Genomic DNA, 18,286 nt, shown 5'->3' with positions numbered 1-18,286 from the left:
TCAGAAGGCGCGGCTCAGCGTTGCCACGAAGGCGCGGCCGCTTCCCACGTAATAGGCCGGCGCCGCGCCCGAAATGACCGTGCCGCCACGGCCCACCGTGTCCTGCGCATTGGTGCTGACGGCATAGACGCCGGACAGCACATGCGGGTTGGTCACGTTGATCGCGTTGAGCCGCAAGTCCATGCGCTGCGCATCGATCAGCCCGGCCAGGTGCACGCCCACCGAGAGGTCGAGCGTGGCGTAGCCCTTGATACTCTCGTCGTTCATGAATGTGGCGTACTGGCGGCCCACGTATTTCAGCGCGGTGCTGCCGAACAGGCGGCCATCGTCGTACGTGCTGCCCATGGCGAACTGGAAGCTGGGGCTGGAAACCGCGTGCTTGCCCTTGGTAGGCAGGAAATCGCCGCCGACCGGCAGGTCGTCATCAAGGCGCGCGTGCAAATATTCGCCCGAGAGATAGACGCTGACACCCTTGGCCGGGCGATAGTCGATCTCGCCGTCCAGCCCGTAGGAGGTCTGGCTGCCGCCGTTGACGGTGGAATTCACCAGGGCGCCGCCGCTGTTCACCACCGTGGCCACCTGCCGGTTGCGGAAGTGGTAGTGGAAGGCCGTCAGCGAGAAGGACAGGCTGGGGCCGATGTAGCGATAGCCCAGTTCCTGCGAGACCGAGTACTCGTTCTTGAGGCTCGTCGTGCCCGCGCCCACGATCTCGCCGCCATAGTAGCTGTTGTAGAGCGCGAACTCGTTGGGCGTGCGGAAGCTGGTGGTGATATTGGCGAACAGCTGCTGCCGGTCGGTCAGGGTATAGTGCAGGGCCGCGCGGGGCAGCGCGGCGAAGCTGTCCGTGCGCACGGTCTGCTGCGGCCCCGGCAGATAATTGCGGCCATTGCGCAGCACGTCCACGCCCTTGAAGCCCAGATCGACGACGAGGCGCGGGGTCACGGTGATGCTGTCGGCCAGGAAGAAAGCCTTGGTGACCGTCTCGGTCCTGGCGTTCTCGTAAGCGAGCAGGCGGCCGTCGGCAGTGCGGATCGCCTCGTCCTGGTAGCCCCACTGGTCGAGCGGGTGGCCTTGGGCATCGATCGAGGTGTAGGACTGGGTGACGCGGTCCGTGCCGTAGTCGAACCAGAGCCCGGCGGTGATCCGGTGCGCGCCGGCCTCGAAAGTCAGCTTGCTCACATCGCCCACGCGGAACTGCTTGCCCGTCCAGTTGCCGAGCACGGTGGCCACGCCGTCCACGGCGCCCGGCAGGGTGATCGGCTGGGCCAGTTCCTCGGTGCCCAGGAAATTGCCGGTTTCGCTGAGCTGCGTGCCGTAGGGCGCATTGCCGTGGCCGAGCTGGAGATAGGCGCTGCTGTTGAACGTCAGCCGGTCGTTCAGCTTCAGGTGCACCGGGGCGGCGGCATAGAAGTTGCGGAACGGCGCGCGGTAGAGGCGCCAGTAGTTCGTCCCTCCCAGGCTGCCCGAGGCGCCCGTCGGATCGTAGCGCTCATCGTGGTTGAAACCGCGTCCGGCGGACTGCCAGTCGGCCATGGTGGGGCTGGGATAAGCGGAAGTCTTGGCCTCGTTGAACGAGAGCGACAGGCTGGCGCGGTTGCCATCGCCCCATTCGCCCAGCAGCTTGGCATCGACATGCTGGCGCTGGTCGTAGCCCGCGCCGCGCCAGTTGTCCGCGCGGTTGTTCGAATAGGAAACGAAGGCCTTGAGGCCGGTCTTGCCGATCGTGCCGGTATCGAAGCGCAGGAAGGCGCGGCGCTGGTCGTAGGACCCGACCGAGAGATTGACCAGGCCGCCCATCTCCGGCCGGGGATCGTCGAGCGAGAGCGAAAGCAGCCCTCCGGCGGCGGCCACGACCGGCGCGTCGATGTCCACCGCGCCCTGCGCCAGGGTGATCTGCCGCACGTTCTCGGCATCGGCGAACTGGGAGGGATAGGCGTAGAAATAGCCGATGTCGTTCTGCGGCGCGCCTTCCATCAGCACGCCGATCTGGTCCTGCCCCAGGCCGCGCAGGGTCAGGCTGGAACTGGTGGAGAGCCCGTAAGGATCGCTGGAGGAGACATTGGCGCCGGGCAGGAGATTGACCAGCTGGAAGGCATTGAGCGTGGGTGCCTGCTTGACGATGAAGTCGGTGGAGATCGCGCTGACGGCCTTGGGCGCGGTCTGGTCGGGCAGCAGGCCCTCGGGATCGGGGTGGCCGATCACTTCGATGCTGCCGGGCGCGGCGTCATCGCGCGCATCGGCTTCGGTTTCCGCCATGGCGGAAGGCGCAAGGAACAGGGCCGGGAGAGTCAGCATGGCATGGCCCATGCAGCGGGAAAGGGTATTCATTGCGTCGCGTCCACTCCAATCGGAGGGACAACGGTTCTGCCGCCAGCCCTCCCTACGCCGGTACCAACCGGATCAGGTTCAGCGGGTCGTGGTCTGCTGACCACCTCTCAGCCGCGCGTCAGCGGCCCCCCGGGGATGAGCCGCCTCTAGGCGCTGAAAGGCGCGGTGGGAAGGGCCAATCGCATGGCAGCGCCCCCGCGGTGCGCGGCGCAACTTCGCGTTTCGCACCGGCCAGATTTTCTATCGCCGGACGGCCCGCGCTTGCTTGACGGCGGCGCGCTCTGCCCGAATAACCGGAGCACGGGCGTCCGGTCGGCGATACCCGTCATCGCACTTTGTCGACCCGCGGCATTTGATCGGGATGCAGCTTGCTCCGCGTTACCAACCGCTAAAGCGCGCGATGCTGGGGCGACAACGCCAAGCGTCGTGATCCCTCAGCAACGAGGTGAAAACGATGGCTTCCCCGAATTCCGGCGACACGAGCGCCGCCGATTCCCGTCCCGGCGGCGCGCTCTCCCTGGCCACGAGCGGCGGACCTCAAGCGGCGGGCGATGGGCAGGCGGCGGACGGCGCCGCCACCCCCGATGACGACTTCTGGAATGTCGAGGACATTGCCGGCGAACTCTCCGAAATCCGCCGCAACCGGCGCGCGGAAGGCCGCCAGCATGCCGAGCACGGGGCGGAGGGCTTCCCTTCGCGCGTGCGGCTGGCGAAAGTGGCGGAGGAACTCTGCGGGGCGCTGTTCCCGCTGCGGCTCGGCCCGGACTTCGTGCGGCGTCACAATGAAGCGACTTTCGTCACCCAGTCCCTGCAGATCGCGCTCAGCCGGTTGCAGGCGCAAGTCCGGCTGGAACTGCTCTATGCCGCAAAGGAGGCGCGGCAGGCCGTGGAGCAGCGCGCCGACGCGCTGGTGCTGGAATTCTCGCGCCGCCTGCCGGATATCCGCCGCCTGCTGGACCTCGACATCGATGCCGCCTTTCGCGGCGATCCGGCCGCACGCAGCCTGGACGAAGTGCTGATCTGCTATCCCGGCCTGCTGGCGATCATCCACCACCGGCTGGCCCATGCCCTTCACGGGCTGGGTGCGCCGCTGGTGGCGCGCATCCTCTCGGAAATCGCCCATGGCGCCACCGGCATCGACATCCACCCCGCCGCCCGGATCGGGCGCGGCTTCTTCATCGATCACGGCACCGGCGTGGTCGTGGGCGAGACGGCGATCGTGGGGGACAATGTCCGGCTTTACCAGGGCGTCACCCTGGGCGCGAAGGACTTCACGACGGAGAGTTCGGGCGCGCTGGTCCGCGCGCTGCCGCGCCACCCCATCGTCGAGGACGACGTGGTGATCTACGCTGCCGCCACGATCCTGGGGCGCGTGACGATCGGCAGGGGCTCGGAGATCGGCGGCAATGTCTGGCTGACGCACAGCGTACCGCCGTATAGCCGGGTATCGCAGGCGCGGGCCCTGGTAACGAACGGGCAGACCGGCAACGCGGTGCCGCCGCCCACGCCGCTCAACTGAGCGGCCGTCGACGGCAGGCGCGCATGGGAAGCCCGGGAAGCCCGGGACCGCGGCGCAGGATGCACCGCGGCCCCGAAGCTCATTGTCAGAACAGCACCAGCAACCCGCGCGAGGGGTCTACCAGGCCTTCCCAGATCATCTTGCCGGCGACCCAGAGGATCACGAGCAGGCCGACGTAGGCGATCCAGCGATAGCGCTCGATCACGCGCGCCAGCAGGTTGGCGGCAAGACCCATCAGGGCCACCGAGAGGATCAGGCCGATGGCCAGGATGCCGGGATGGTCGCGCGCGGCACCGGCCACGGCCAGCACGTTGTCGAGGCTCATGCTGATGTCGGCCACGGCCACGGCCCAGGCCGCCGCCGCGAAGGAACGCGGCGCGGCGCTGGCGACGGGATCGCCCTCTCCGCCCGCGTCCTCGCGCAGTTCGCGCCACATCTTCCACGCCACCCAGACCAGCAGCAGGCCGCCTGCGAAGACCAGGCCGACAAGCTGCATCAGCTGGGTGACGACAAGCGCGAAGGCGATGCGCAGGACCAGCGCGGCAAGCACGCCGATCAGGATCACCTTGCGGCGCATGGCCGCGGGAAGTCCGGCGGCAAGGGCGCCGACGACGATGGCATTGTCAGCCGCCAGCATCACGTCGATCAGCACGACTTGCCCGAAGGCGGCCAGCGCCGTGGGCGAGCCGAGGTTGGAGAAATCGGCAACGATGTGCTGCCACAGGTCGGTCATGTGGTATTATCCCTGTTGGTCTTGGGGGCTCCTCCAGGCGCCGCGAGCGGCAGCCAGGAGAAAGTCCGGATAGGTCCAGCCGCAGGCGGCGGCGGCAATGGTGGAAAGGCTGTCTTCGTCCTCGCGCCCGGGCCTGCCGGCCCCGGTCAGGTTGGGCTTGGCGTTGACGTCGAAAAGGAAATAGGCGCCCTGGGCATCCGCCCGGCAGTCGATCCGCATGGTCGCGCGGATTTCGAGGAGCGCGGCGGCCTTTTCGCAGGCCGCCGTGACCGCGGCGATGGCAGGATCGGCGCATTCCTCGGGCGTCATCGCGGCGCTGTTACGGCTGACGGGCACGTCGCCGTTATAGGGCGCCACATCGCCGATCTGGTCGAAGCGGCGCACCGGCGGCAAGGCGAAAGGACCGGCTTCGCCCGCGCGGCAGGCGGCGGGCATGACGGTAATGGTGATTTCCTGGCCGGGCAGGAACTGCTCCAGCATGATCGCCGCGCCGAAGCGGCGGCTTTCCGCCAGTTCGCGAACCTGCTGCGCCAGTTCCTCACGCGTCCGCGCCACGCCCACGCCCTGGCTGCCGCGTCCCCGCAAGGGCTTCACCACGATCGGCACGACCTGCGCGAAAGGCGCGAGCTGGGCATCGAGATCGCCGTCGCCATCGATCAGCCAGGACCGCGCGACCGGCAGGCCCGCGTCGAGCAGCCGGGTATTGGTGGCGGCCTTGTCGTCGATCTCCTGCATGGCGCGGGGGTCCGGCCCGACGACCCACGCCTTGTGGCTGGCCGCCTCGATGGGGTGGCCGGCGAAGACCACGGTATTGGCCCATAGCAGCGTTGCCCCTGCGTTCAGCGCGGCGGCGATGCCTTCCTCGGTATCAGGCCAGACCCAGTCGAACACGCGGGTAGGATCGGGGTCTGCCACCGGCGTTGCCAGGGTGCACCCGGCGGCGAGGAGCGCCACGCCGATGTCCGCCCCGCTGTCCGAATAGCCGCCGGGCTTGGCTTCCTTGCGCGCGCCGTCGATCACCGGCGGTTCGAGCGCCTGGTAGAGGATGGCGATGGTCTGTTCGCGGGGGTCGGGCACTGGGGTCATCGGGGGGCTCCCATGATGCGGAAGGAAAGCGGCGCGCCGACGATGACCAGCATCACGCGCACGAGGTGGTGGACGATGACGAAGCCCGCCTCCAGAGAAAGGCTGAGGGCGACCATGCTCATTTCCGCGACCCCGCCGGGTGAATAGGCCAACGCGACGAGCGCCGGGTTGAGCCCCGTAGCCCAGCCGATCGCAAAGGCCCAGCCGAAGGTTATGACAAGCAGGATCGCCGTCGATCCGGCCGCCAGCAGCAGGGTGCGCGCCAATGTCGCCAGGTCGAGGCCGACGAACCGGCAACCGATGGTCGCGCCAAGGCCGACTTGCGCGGCGGCGACGGCCCAGGCGGGGATGTGGAAATCGGAAAGGCCGGTCAGGTGCACCAGCGCGCTGACGAAAAGCGGCCCCATCAGGTGCCATGCCGGCAGGCGCAAGGTCCGGCCGAGGAGGCTGCCGACGACCGCGCAGCCAAGGCCCCAGAACAGCAGCGGCCAGCCGGTCGCTTCCGTCGTCACCGGTGCGGCCAGCGCGGTCACGAACGGGGGCGCATGGACGTCCGCCTCGAAAGCCCGGATCAGGAAGGGCAGGATGAAGACCACCAGGAAGATCCGCGCCCCGTGGATCAGGCCGACCATGCGCTCGTCCGCGCCGCGTTCGGAGCCCATCAACACCATTTCGGCAATGCCGCCGGGCATGCCGGCGAAATAGGCGGTCGGCGGGTCGAAGCGGGCGACGCGGCGGAAATAGATGACGCAGAGAAACGCGGCGCTGGCAAGAAACAGCGGCAGCAGCGCGATGGGCACGATCCACTCCGCCGCCTGTGCGAGCAGGCCGGGATGGAAGGCGCTGCCCAGCACCACGCCGATCACCGCCGACATCGGGCGGCGGGTGGCGGAAGAGGCGGCTATCGGCAGGCGGGCGATACTGCCCGCCGCGCAGGCGATCATCGCGCCAAGCACCCAGGGCAGCGGCGCGCCCACCGCCCAGAACAGCGCGCCCCCCGCCGCGCCCAGCGCGAGCGCGGCAAGAAAGCGCAGGATCATGACCGTAATGGTGATCGGCCCCGGGCTGGTCTTCGGCTTCGGCTTCGGCTTCGTTTCCGTTTCCGTTTCCGTTTCCGCCCCCAGCCTCGGCCTCGGCCTCGCTCTCGTCCCATCCTTCGTCATTGCGAGCCCCGCAGGGGCGCGGCAATCCAGAGCGGTGCGGCGCCGCCCTGGATTGCTTCGCTACGCTCGCAATGACGAGAGAGGGTGCTACCCTCGCAATGACGAGAGAGGAGGCTAACCTCGCAATGACGCGGGAGCGGGCTACCCTCGCAATGACGCGGGAGCGGGCTACCCTCGCAATGACGAGGGGGCGGGCTACCCTCGCAGTGACGAGCAGGGCCGCAATGACGAAACCGAGGCTGGTGCAACACTGTTACCCCACGAACGGGAACGCCAGCACCAGCATGCCCACCACCGTCATGACCAGGCAGCACAGCGCTGCCGGGACCAGGGTGAAGCGCTGGTGGTCGGCCAGGTCCACGCCGGCAAGGCTGACCAGCAGGTAGGTCGATGGCACCAGCGGGCTGAGCAGGTGGACCGGCTGGCCCATCAGCGAGGCGCGGGCGATGGCCATGGGCTCCACGCCGTAGTGCGCGCCGGCTTCGGCCAGGATGGGCAGCATGCCGAAGTAGAAGGCGTCGTTCGAGATGAAGAACGTGCCCGGCAGGCTGATCAGCGCGGTGATCGGCGCCATGTAGGGGCCGAGGAAGGGCGGGATGAAGTTCACCACTTCGCGGCTCATCGCCTCGACCATGCCGGTGCCCGAAAGGATGCCGGTGAAGATGCCCGCCGCGAAGATCAGCGAGACCACCGCCAGCACGTTGCCGGCATGGGCGGCGATGCGCTCCTTCTGCTCCTTCACATGGGGATAGTTGGCGATCATCGAGATGGCGAAGGCCAGCATCATCAGGATCGGCAGCGGCAGCACGCCCCAGACCAGCAGGACCAGCAGCGCCACGACGAGCGCGGCATTGAACCAGATCATCTTCGGACGGCGCGCCTCGGGCCACTGCGAAACCGCGAAGTCGGCCAGTTCCTGCGGTGTCGCGGCGTGAACGCGGCCGATGCGGCGGCGCTCCTTGCGCCCGAAGTGGATCGCCAGCAGCACCAGGAAGGCCAGGCCCGCGACCATGCCGGGGATCAGCGGCACGAACAGCGTCGAGGGATCGAGCTTGAGCGCACTGGCGGCGCGCGCGGTCGGCCCGCCCCAGGGGGTGAGGTTCATCACCCCGCTCGTCACCATCAGCAGGCAGACGAGGTAGAGCCGGTTCATGTCGTAGCGCTTGTAGAGCGGCAGCATGGCGGCCATCGTGATGATGTAGGTCGTCGATCCGTCGCCATCGAGGCTGACGAGTGCGCAAAGCACCACCGAGCCGATCAGGATCAGCATCGGATCGCCGTGGACCAGCCGGATCAGGCGGCCCACCAGCGGGTCGAACAGGCCGGTGTCGGTCATCGTGCTGAAGAACAGGATGGCGAAGAGCAGCATGACGCCGGTGGGCGCCAGCTTGGTCAGGCCCTCGATCATCATGTCGCCCAGCCCCGAGTGGAACCCGGCGAGCAGTGCGAACAGCGTAGGCACGACGATCAGCGCGACCAGCGGAGTCATCCGCTTGGTCATGATGAGCGTCATGAAAGTGGCCACCATCAGGAAGCCGATAAGGGCGAGACTCATGATTGTCCCCGAATGTCTGTCATGGATGTGAAGGGAGCTGTCTGGAAAATGCCTCGAGGGGCATTTTCGGTGCGGCACCGGCCCACGCCCCCACCCGACCTCCCACAGCAGTGTACCCTGGATGGGAGATCGGGTGGGGGCGCCTGAATCCAACTTGGGGCTGGTGCCGCATGATCAAAACGTGACGCCGACGCGTGCCGTCAGGGTCTGTCCATCGTCCTTGCCGGTATAGGCACCGGCAGTGTTCTGGGTGTTCCAGTGGATCGCGTTGAGCTGGAAGCGCGTGAAGCTGTTGAGATACCAGTTCACGCCCAGCGTCGCCGCCCAGCCCTGGGCGGGCGTGACGATGTCGTCGAATTCGAGATTCTCGTAGCGCGCGGTCAGTTCGATCGCGCCGGGGCCGCCTTCGAAGACCGGTCGTAGCACCTTGGGCTGGCCGAAGCTGCCGAGGCGGGGGTTGTAGGGAGGAAGGTCCCCGGTAAGGAACCAGCCGCCCGAAATGCTCCAGGCGCGGGTGACGAAATCGGGGCGGCCGTTGTCGAGGCGTGCATGGCGCTGGCCCGCTTCGCCCATGATCCACAGCGGGCCGGAATAGCCGCCCAGTTCCACGCCGTAGCCGGTGGTGCCGGTGCCGCCGATCAGCGTGCCGGTGGAAAGCCTGAGCGCGCCGTTGAAGCGGCCGCCGATCACGGTGTTGCGGGTCAGCGTGTTCTTGCCGGGGTGGAGCATCTCGTCGAAGCCCCACATGCCGAGGTGCAGCACCTGGCGGTCGGACTTCAGCGGATTCCAGTGCGCGCGGGCGAGCACGGTGCGGTTATCCGAAGTGGACTGGTCGCCGTCGATGCGGTCGCCGGTCACGGTCAGCGAGGCGTGGCCGGTCTTCCAGAACAGGCGCGGCATGATGCCGAGGCCGTAGAAGGCGCGCTGCGGGATGATCGCGGTGGCGACCACCGAGCGTTCGGTGAAGGGCGTCGAGTCCGAACCCGTGGAGCCTTCGAAGCTGCGGTCGTTGAACAAGTGGCCGACGCGCACGTCATAGTCCATGCCCGGCGCGATGCGGTTGCGCCAGCCCATGAAGGCGGTGACGACGTCCACCTCGTTCTCCGAGAAATCGCTCTCGAACTGGTAGAAAAAGTGCGTGCCCACCGTGCCTTCCAGGCCCATGCGCAGCGCGCGCATGCCGGTGGTGGTGAGGTTGCGGCCGCTGTATTTCGATCCGGTGGTGGTGCTGACATCGGTGATGATGCGCCCGCGCGGCTTGAAGCTGAACATGCCGTCCGCCGAGTGGAATACCGGCAGGCCCGCGCCCCATTCGGTGCTGACGCCTGAGGCCGAGACGGCGGCGGCGCGCACGCGCTCGACATCGCGCTCGGCGGGGCCGGGCGGAACGAGCTGCGGGGCATAAGGCTGCGTCACCACGACTTGCGGCGCGGGTTCGGGCGGGGAAGCCGCGGGCGCTTGCGGAGCGGCGGCCATCGCGGGAGCGGGCGTGGCCCCGGCTTCCAGCTTCTCCACCCGCTGGCGCAGCGAGGCGATTTCGGCGGCCTGCGCGCGCACCAGTTCGGCAAGGTCTTCCTTGCTCGGTTCCTGGGCCAGCGCCGGGGTCGCCGCGATCAGGGCGAGGAGCGCGGTGCCCGATGCAAACATCTTCATGGAGTCTTGTGTCCGGAGGCGAGGATCGCGTTCCAGTCGCGCAGGAAGCGCGCGCGGGTCAGGCGATCGAGATTGACGAGAAGCTGCGGGCCGACGCGCACGGGGCGGGCCTGGCCGGCAGGAAGGCGGTGGGAAGCAGGCACGTCGGTACGCACCGGCCAGAGGCTGTGCCGGGCGAGCTGGGACTGCCCTGCGCGGGAGAGAAGAAAGTCCAGGAACAGCCGCGCGGCCGCCGGATGGCGCGCCTCGCGCGCGATGAAGGCGATGCGCGAGGTGACGATGGTGTAGTCGTGCGGGAAGATCACGCCGATGTTCGGATCGCGCCGCGCCCGTTCCAGCGCGTAGGACCCGATCACGTTGTAGGCGATGGCCAGCTTGCCCGAAGCGACGCCCTGCAGCATTTCCTCGGTATGCGTGGCCAGCACCGGGCGCGTCGCCGCGATCGCCTCCGCCAGGCTGCGGGTGTCGCGGGTGATCTGGAAGTCCTGCGAGAGGTAGAGATAGCCCACGTTCGAGCGCGCCGGATCGAACGTCGCCACTTTGCCCGTGAAAGCGGCGCGGCGATGGCGCAGGAGCTGTTCGAGCTGCTGGTGGCTCTGCGGCACCAGCGCCGCGGGGACCAGCTTCTTGTTGTAGGCCATGCCGATCGGCTCGGCGGTGACGCCGAAGCCCATGTTCTTCCACACGGCCGTGGCCGGCAGGGCAGGCTTCTCGGGGCTGGCGTACTGCTGCGCATAGCCGTCGTTGATGAGCTTGATCTGCTGGTCCATCGCCGAGGACCAGACGATGTCGGCGGAATACTGCTTCGCCCGCGTTTCCGCGGTGTAGCGGCGATAGAGTTCGGCCGATCCGAGATCGGCGTAAAGCACCTGGATGCCCGGATAGGCGCGGCGGAAGGCCGCGACGACAGGCACCATCTCGGCCTTGTCCGCATTGGCATAGATGCGCACGGTACCCTCGGCGCGGGCATCGGCGATGAGACCGTCGTAAGACCGCGGATAGCCCGCCGGCCGCTGGACCCGCCCGCCCTGGGCCTGCCCACTCTGGCGCTGGGCATCGGCAGGCGCCGTCATCGCGGGAAATGCGACCATCGCTGCAAGTGTCAAAACCGTGATGAAGCTGCGCATTCCCGTATCCTCTCGCTTTCCGGGTCTCATGTCGGATAAGCTGCTGGTCATGCCCTACGATCCGAAGCTGTCACCCACCTTTCATGAAAACTTTCACAGCCCGGCTGACGAAAAACCGCGGATCGGGATGCCCTCGTGCGCATCCTGATCGTCGAGGATGACGCACAGCTCGCGCGCGGGGTGGTCTCGCTGCTGCGCGCGGCGGGTCACGCGATCGACCACGTCGCCAATGGCGAGGACGCGCTGTCGGTGGCCGCGACGGAGCCCTATTCGCTGGTGATCCTGGACGTCGGCCTGCCGGACATCGACGGTTTCGAAGTCCTGGCCCGTTTGCGCGCGCGGGGCGACCGGGTGCAGGTGCTGATGCTCACCGCACGCGACGGTCTGGACGACCGCGTGCGCGGGCTGGACCTCGGCGCCGACGACTATCTGCGCAAGCCCTTCGACGTGGAGGAACTGGAAGCCCGCGTCCGTGCGCTCGGCCGTCGGCGCGGCGGAGATGCGGCGCCGGAAATGCGGATCGGGGCCATGACCATCAACCGCTCCACCGGGCGCGTCGAAGTGGGGACCCGCCCGATCGAGCTGCGCCGCCGCGAATGGGCCGTGCTAGAAGCGCTGGCAGCCCGCGCGGGGCAGATCGTCTCGCGCGAGACCTTGCAGGCCGAAGTCTTCGGATTCGACGATCCGGTCGGCTCCAACGCGCTGGAGGTCAACGTCACGCGCCTGCGCAGCAAGCTCGCGCCGGACGGCCCGGCGATCCGCACCGTGCGCGGCGTCGGCTACATGCTCGACCGTTCGTGAAGCCCGGGGACGACAGGGCAGGTGGCCGGGCAGGATCGGTCTCGCTGCGGCTCCGGCTGGGCATCGCCATGCTCGGCCCGCTGGCGATCGCGGCGCTGGCGCTGGGCCTGTTCGGCTGGGCGCTGATCTCCGACGTCGTACGCCGCACCAACGACCGCGTGCTCGGCGGCGCATTGGGCGCCATTGCCGAGACGGTCGAAGTGGAACGCGGCGAAGTGACGCTGGACCTGCCGCCCGCCGCCTTCGGCATGCTGGAGAACGCCGAGCGCGACAATGTCTACTACCGCATCGCCGTGGGCCGCGAACTGCTGACCGGCTATGCCGACCTGCCCGCGCCGGATATTGCCACGCTCTCCACCGAGGAACCGCGCTTCCGCTACGCCGAATATCGCGGCCAGCGCATCCGCATCGGCGAAGTGCGGCGCGACCTGCCCCGCGTCTCCGGCCCGGTGGTGGTGCAGGTGGCCGAGACGCTCGACAACCGGAACGCCTTGCGCCGCCGGTTGATGACGGCGCTCCTGGTCGGCGAAATGGTGCTGGTCGGCGTGGCACTGGCGCTGATCCGCCCGGCGCTGGGCTGGAGCCTGCGCCCGCTGGCCGAACTGCGCGCCGCCATCGAGGCCCGCGACACCCGCGCCGCGCCCGACCTCTCGCCCTTGCAGACCGGCCCCCTGCCCGCCGAACTGCAACCCCTCTCGCGCTCGTTCGACCGCCTGCTGACCCGGCTCGACGATGCGACCACGGCCACGCGCCGCTTCACCGCCGATGCCTCGCACCAGATGCGCACGCCGCTTTCGGTGCTGAAACTCCAGGTCGCGCTGGCCCGGCGCGGCTCCGACGATGCCCTGCGCGAGATCGACGAGGCGACCGACCGGCTGGAGCGCCTGCTCACCCAGTTGCTCACCCTCGCCCGCGCGGACGAGGCCGGCACCCTGCCGCCGCTGGAACAGGTCGACCTGGTGGAAGTGAGCCGCCGGACGATTTCGCGCCGCATCCGCCAGGCCATCGAGGCCGATGTCGAACTCCTGCTCGACGATGAGCAAGACGCCGCCTTCCACGTTCAGGGCCATCGTTCGCTGGTCTACGAGATGCTGTCCAACCTCGTGGACAACGCCATCCGCTACAACCGGCCGGGCGGCAAAGTGACCATCGCCTTGCGGAAGGACGAAGCGAACGTGCACCTGATCGTCAGCGACGACGGCCCCGGCATCCCGGCCGAGCTGCGCGCGCAGGCCATGTCGCGTTTCGCCCGCCTCCAAGGCGAGAACGGCCCTTCCGGCAGCGGCCTGGGGCTGGCCATCGTGCAGTCTTCCGCCGAGCGACTGGGCGCCGGCCTCGCGCTGGAAGATGCCGCACCGGGCCTGCGCGTCATCGTCACCTTCCCCGCCTGAAACCCGCATCCCGCTGGACCGGCGGGACATTTTTTCGAAAATTCGCACGTCTCGTGTCGTGATTTCTGTTGCTAATACGTCTTAATAGCAGGAACGAGTCTTGCAACGAGGCCGCGGCGGATCCGCCCGGCTTCCCGAATTTCCCGGAAACGACCGATGACGACGATACGATGGATGCTGGCGGGCCTGGCCATGACCGCCGGGCCGCTCGATGCCGAAGCGCAGGACGCGGTGCACCGGCCGGATGGGGAGAGCCAGGCGCCCTTCGTGCCGACCGGGCCGGACCCCGTCTATCCCGCCGCCTTCTACGCCGCCTTCCAGCCCCAGACCGCGCTCGACATGCTGGAGCGCACGCCCGGCTTCCTGCTCTCCGAAGGCAGTGCGGTGCGCGGTTTCGGCGGGGCTGCGGGCAATGTCCTGATCGACGGGCAGCGCCCCACCGTCAAGGCAGGCGGCATTACCGAAGTGCTGCGGCGGATCGGCGCGCGGCAGGTGGACCGGATCGTCCTGCTGCGCGGCAGCGAGGCAGCCGAAGCGCAAGGCCAGCCGCTGGTCGCCAATGTGATCCGCAAGACCGATGCGGCGGGCTCGGGCAATGCCGTGCTGGAACTGGCACGCACCGAGGACGGACGGATCTCGCCCACGGCGCGGATCAGCCATGCCCGCCGCATCGGCGCGTGGCAGGCCAGCCTCGAACTCTCCGCCATCAACGAGCGCTACGTCACCGAGGCCGACTATCGCACCCGCGGCGCGGACGGCACGCTGCAGGAATCGCGCGCGGAGAGCATCCGGGCCAAGGCGCCCGAATATGGCCTGACCGCCTCGGCCTCGCGCCCGCTGGCCGGCGGCACCCTGACGCTCAACTTGCGGCTCAACCACGATGAATATGCCTCTCACCGCAAGATCGCCATTCGCGAAGGCGAGGACGGAAGCGGATCCTCCGGCGCTCCCTCGGCGGAACGCCTGATCGACTACGGCGAGACGTCTACCAGCGGCGAATTCGGCGCCGACTGGACACGGCCGCTCGGCGCGGACTGGAACACCAAGCTCGTCGGCCTGGCCCGGATCGAGCGCGCCTCGGTGGACGAGGATTACCGGCAGGGCACGTTCCGCAGCTTGTCCGAGCAGGACCAGAAACCGCTGGAACTCGTCGCCCGCACCACTGTCTCGCGCGAAGGGAGCCACGCCCTGCGCCCGGAATTCGGCGCGGAACTGGCCTACAACCGCCTCGCCAGCCAGCTCGCTTACGGCGAGGACGCGGGCAGCGGCACGATGGTCCCGGTGGACCTGACCAATGCCGATACCCGCGTGACCGAACTGCGCGGCGAGGCTTTCGCCAATGCGAACTTGCGCCTTTCCGGGAACCTGGAGGCCGAAGCCGGTCTGGCCGTGGAATTCTCTCGCATCCGCGTCACCGGAGACAGCAACCAGAGCCAGAGCCTGTCCTACCTCAAGCCCTCCGGCGCGCTCGTCTGGTCACCGGGCAAGTCCACGCAAGTGCGGCTGGGCTGGCGGCGGACGGTGGACCAGCTGGACTTCAGCGACTTCGCCGCCTCCGTGAACCAGGCGGACGGACGGCCGCTGGGCGGCAATGCCCGCCTGCGTCCGGCCCGGATCAGCCGCGCGCTGCTGCGCATCGATCACCGCTGGGGCAAGGGCGGCGCCATCGCGGTGGAGGCCTTCCACCAACGCCACCAGGGAATGCTCGGCTATATCCTGCTGCCCTCGGGGGACCAGGCGCTGGGCACTCTGGGCAATGCCCGCCAATGGGGCGCGACCGCGCAGGCCAGCCTGCCGCTGTCCGCGGTGCTGCCGGGCGCACGGCTGACACTGGACGGCACCTGGCGCAAGACGCGGCTGCGCGATCCGATCACCGGGCGGGACCGCCGCATCGACGACCTGGCCCCCCGCGCCCTCACTGCCGAATTCCGGCACGACCTGCCCCATCTGCGCAGTTCCTGGGGCGTGAGCTACACCGTGTCCGAACGCTACGACATCTACTACGTGGACGAACACCTCACCTCCAACAACGGCGAGGAATGGGGCGCCTATGTCGAGACCACGGCCTTGGCCGGCGTCAAGCTCTCGCTCAAGGCGAGCGCCATCGGCGGGGTGCACAGCAACCGCCTGCGCCGCTTCCACAGCCCGACCCGCGCCTACCCCCTTTCCGGCACCGATGCGCGCACGATGCGGGACGGCAGCGCGCTCACCCTGGTGCTGTCGCGGGCGCTCTAGGATGGGCGCTCGAGGATTGACAGGCTCACGCCGCCCGCCTAGCTCGAACGCCATGACGAAGATGCCCGCCCTTGCAGGAAGCTATTACTACCGCTGATTGGCGGTGGGCACCTTGTCGTTCTCAACCGCTGCGTGACCAGCGGTTGAACTCTTCCCAGCAAGACCCACGGTTACGGAGCCCCATTCGAAGGCCCCCTGGTCGTGACAATCGTGGAATGCAGTCAGCCGCAGCATGGCCCCTCGCTGGGCATCATCGGATTCGGAGCCTTCGGGCAGCTTTCCGCGCGCTATCTCCTGCCCTATTTCCGCGTGCTCGCGGCCGATCCGCTGGTGACGGAATCGCCGCTTCCGGGGGTGGAGATGGCCGCGCTGGACCGCGTCTGTCGCTGCGACCTGGTGGTGATCGCCGTGCCGCTCTCCGCCTTGGCCGAAGTGTGCCGCGCCATCGCGCCGCTGCTGCGCCCCGGCACGGTGGTCATGGACGTCTGCTCCACCAAAGTGGAGCCCGCCGGGATCCTGCTGGCCGAACTGCCGCCTCACGTCGATCTCGTCGCGACTCATCCCATGTTCGGCCCGCAAAGCATTGCTGCGGGTACGCGCGGGCTGAAAGTGGTGATCTGCCCTCTGCGCGGGCGCTCGGCGCCGCGTATCGCGGCCTTCCTGCGGCTGCGCTTCGGACTGGCCGTGCTCATCGCCTCTCCCGAGGAACATGACCGCGAGGCCGCGCTGACGCAGGGGCTGACGCACCTGATCGCCAAGGCGCTGCTGCGCATGGATCACCTGCCCGACCGCATCACCACGCGCAGTTTCGACCTGATCCGGCAGGCGGTGGACATGGTGCGCCACGATGCGCCCGGCGTCAGCCATGCCATCGAAAGCAACCCGTTCGCCCAAGGCGCGCGCAACCGGTTCTTCGCCGAAATGGAGGCCGTCCGCCGCGAACTGGCGCCGGAGGCCAACGATACCGGCGCCGCTGCCGGCGGCTAGGCCCCGGCGAGCCTTGCGCGGAGTTCCGCCTCGGTCAGGATTTCGATCCGCGCCCCGGCGCTGCGCAGTTCCTCGGCCTTGCGGTGCTGGGCATCGGCCGTCACCCAGCGCCCGTAAGGCTGGCGCGCGCTGATGACGAGCATGGTGGTGGTCGCGCCCACGGCAGTGAGCACGCGCCCGCCCGCCCCGGCCACGAACTGCGCCAGCGCGCCGTCGCGCGGCTCGCCGAGGATGGCGATGCGCTGGCCCTTCAGCGGGCCCGCTTCCGCGGCGGCGGGCGCCTTGCCCTGCTTGCCCGGCCGCGCCATCCAGCCCTGCAGGTCGATGCCGGTCTCTTCCATGGCGCGCACGATCACCATGCCCGCCGCCCGCGCATCGCTGAGCGCGTCGTGGTGCCGGTGCCGTATCCCAAGGTGGCGCGACAGCACGTTGAGGCGGTGGCTGGAAAGCTGCGGCCAGGCCCGCTTTGCCACGCGCACGCTGTCCAGCCAGGTGGTCTCGATCGCGGCCAGTTCGGCGATCCGGCAGGCGGCCGAGAGCGCGCCCTTGTCGAAGCCGGAGTGGGCCACGGTGATGCGGCCTGTCAGGTGGCCCGCGACGAGGCCATGGATATCCCCGAAGGTGGGCTTGCCCGCGACATGCTCGGGCGAGATGCCGTGAATGCGGATGTTGAACGTGGAGAACTCGTCACACGGGTCGACGAGCGTTTCGTAGGCGAAGACTTCGCGGCCCTGGCGGAATCCCACGATGCCGATCTGGCAGATGCTGCTGACCCGCGCGCAAGCGGTCTCGACGTCGACCACCACGAAGTCGGGTTCGTCGGAAGCGGGGCCTGAGGCAGATGCGGGGAGCGGATTCGAGTCCGGGAACTTCATGCCGCGCCCTGTAGCAGCCGGAGCCTGCGAGCGCGAGGCCCCGGCAGTTGCGCTACCGCTCGCGCTGCTTGATCCAGCCGATCCCGCGGCGCAGCAGTTCGTAGAACACCGGCAAGTCCCAGGCGCAGCGGTCCACCGTGGGCCACCAGTCCAGCATGGGCTGCAGGTCGTAATGGCCCCGGCAATGGCCGAGCGTGTTGTAGAGCACCGCGCCCTTGCCGTGCTGCTTGATGTACATGACCGGGTGCGTGCCGATGGCATCCGCCGCCTCGACGAAGCCGGTGCCTTCCTCGGTGCATTCGGTTTCGAGCAGGACATGCAGGTCGCCGTGCCGCTCCATGTGGTAGAGTTCGTCGGTCGTGTCGAAGGGCGCGATGCCCTGCACCAGCGGATGGCCGGGATCGGCCACCCTGACCGTGTAAGGCGCGATCGGCGGGTGGCTGACGAACTGGCTGCCCAGCAGGCCCATGAACAGCGGCGCCCAGCGCGGCGCATCCCACAAGCCCGCATCGGGTCCGTCCGCCAGCAGGCGCAGCACCGAATTGGTGCCGTGAAGCGCATACCAGCGCCCGCCGGCGGAAAGCCAGTCGCGCAGCACCTCCTGCGCCGCCAGCGAGGGCGTGACGTCGCAGGTGTAAGTGATGAGCACATCGGCGCCGCGGATGGCGTCAAGGTTCTCGTAGTCCTCGAACACGCGGGTGCGCACGGCGGGATCCTCGGCCAGCAGCTTGAGCAGCTCCAGCCGGGCGAAGTCCATGTCGTGCCACACCCCGCCGCAGATCAGCACGCAGTCGATGCGCGGCGGGTGGCTTTCAGCAGTGTCGCTCATGAAT

At 68.6% G+C, this 18,286-nt stretch carries 14 protein-coding genes and 1 riboswitch; of the genes, 5 read left to right on the top strand and 9 right to left on the bottom strand.

The features are described from left to right. Positions 1-2,256 carry a TonB-dependent receptor gene (locus EDF57_RS05700; protein WP_243840942.1) on the bottom strand — a complete coding sequence of 752 codons (2,256 nt, stop codon included), beginning with the start codon at positions 2,254-2,256 and terminating at the stop codon, positions 1-3. Positions 2,257-2,360: 104 nt separating this feature from the next. Next, positions 2,361-2,470: riboswitch (TPP riboswitch) on the bottom strand. Between the two features lie 312 nt (positions 2,471-2,782). Between EDF57_RS05700 and epsC the strand changes: the two genes are divergently transcribed. After that, a complete protein-coding gene (epsC, locus tag EDF57_RS05695; RefSeq protein WP_134093426.1) occupies positions 2,783-3,847 on the top strand; it encodes a serine O-acetyltransferase EpsC in 1,065 nt (354 codons plus the stop codon). A gap of 85 nt (positions 3,848-3,932) precedes the next feature. On the opposite strand, the gene EDF57_RS05690 is transcribed toward epsC, so the two are convergent. From EDF57_RS05690 to EDF57_RS05665, 6 genes are all read right to left on the bottom strand, one after another. Beyond that, positions 3,933-4,580 (bottom strand): YjbE family putative metal transport protein, encoded by a 648-nt coding sequence (locus tag EDF57_RS05690; RefSeq protein WP_132267520.1) that lies wholly within the window; start codon positions 4,578-4,580, stop codon positions 3,933-3,935. Positions 4,581-4,586: 6 nt separating this feature from the next. After that, the gene (locus EDF57_RS05685; protein WP_134093425.1) at positions 4,587-5,666 is read right to left on the bottom strand and encodes a biotin carboxylase; all 1,080 of its coding nucleotides are present in this window, start codon (positions 5,664-5,666) and stop codon (positions 4,587-4,589) included. Continuing rightward, complete coding sequence (locus tag EDF57_RS05680; protein ID WP_134093424.1) at positions 5,663-6,706, bottom strand: AbrB family transcriptional regulator; 1,044 nt, start codon at positions 6,704-6,706, stop codon at positions 5,663-5,665. Before EDF57_RS05680 ends, EDF57_RS05685 begins: the two co-directional genes overlap by 4 nt. A gap of 376 nt (positions 6,707-7,082) precedes the next feature. After that, entirely contained in the window at positions 7,083-8,411 is a 1,329-nt protein-coding gene (locus tag EDF57_RS05675) for a CitMHS family transporter (RefSeq protein ID WP_279388330.1), read from the bottom strand. Positions 8,412-8,558: 147 nt separating this feature from the next. After that, a complete protein-coding gene (locus EDF57_RS05670) occupies positions 8,559-10,037 on the bottom strand; it encodes a porin (protein ID WP_134093423.1) in 1,479 nt (492 codons plus the stop codon). Further along, a complete protein-coding gene (locus tag EDF57_RS05665) occupies positions 10,034-11,164 on the bottom strand; it encodes an ABC transporter substrate-binding protein (RefSeq protein WP_208324796.1) in 1,131 nt (376 codons plus the stop codon). Before EDF57_RS05665 ends, EDF57_RS05670 begins: the two co-directional genes overlap by 4 nt. A 135-nt stretch (positions 11,165-11,299) precedes the next feature. Between EDF57_RS05665 and EDF57_RS05660 the strand changes: the two genes are divergently transcribed. The 4 genes from EDF57_RS05660 (at position 11,300) to EDF57_RS05645 (ending at position 16,578) form a co-directional block, all read left to right on the top strand. Then, entirely contained in the window at positions 11,300-11,965 is a 666-nt protein-coding gene (locus EDF57_RS05660; protein WP_207913035.1) for a response regulator transcription factor, read from the top strand. 68 nt (positions 11,966-12,033) lie between these two features. Continuing rightward, positions 12,034-13,356: a sensor histidine kinase gene (locus EDF57_RS05655; protein ID WP_134093713.1), complete on the top strand. Its 1,323-nt coding sequence runs from the start codon at positions 12,034-12,036 to the stop codon at positions 13,354-13,356. Between the two features lie 156 nt (positions 13,357-13,512). Then, positions 13,513-15,591, top strand: coding sequence for a TonB-dependent receptor (locus EDF57_RS05650; RefSeq protein WP_134093422.1), 2,079 nt, complete (start codon positions 13,513-13,515; stop codon positions 15,589-15,591). 201 nt (positions 15,592-15,792) lie between these two features. Continuing rightward, the gene (locus EDF57_RS05645; protein ID WP_208324795.1) at positions 15,793-16,578 is read left to right on the top strand and encodes a prephenate dehydrogenase; all 786 of its coding nucleotides are present in this window, start codon (positions 15,793-15,795) and stop codon (positions 16,576-16,578) included. Here the strand turns inward: EDF57_RS05645 and EDF57_RS05640 are convergent. Beyond that, positions 16,575-17,453, bottom strand: a complete 879-nt coding sequence (locus tag EDF57_RS05640; RefSeq protein WP_243654310.1) for an exonuclease domain-containing protein — start codon at positions 17,451-17,453, stop codon at positions 16,575-16,577. The genes EDF57_RS05645 and EDF57_RS05640 overlap by 4 nt on opposite strands. 52 nt (positions 17,454-17,505) lie before the next feature. Then, the gene (locus tag EDF57_RS05635; protein WP_134093421.1) at positions 17,506-18,282 is read right to left on the bottom strand and encodes a ThuA domain-containing protein; all 777 of its coding nucleotides are present in this window, start codon (positions 18,280-18,282) and stop codon (positions 17,506-17,508) included. Positions 18,283-18,286: the final 4 nt, after the last annotated feature.

Source organism: Novosphingobium sp. PhB55 (assembly GCF_004368805.1).
Lineage (GTDB): Bacteria > Pseudomonadota > Alphaproteobacteria > Sphingomonadales > Sphingomonadaceae > Novosphingobium.
The sequence above is the reverse complement of the archived record's forward strand: the minus strand, read 5'-3'. Positions and strand labels throughout refer to the sequence as shown.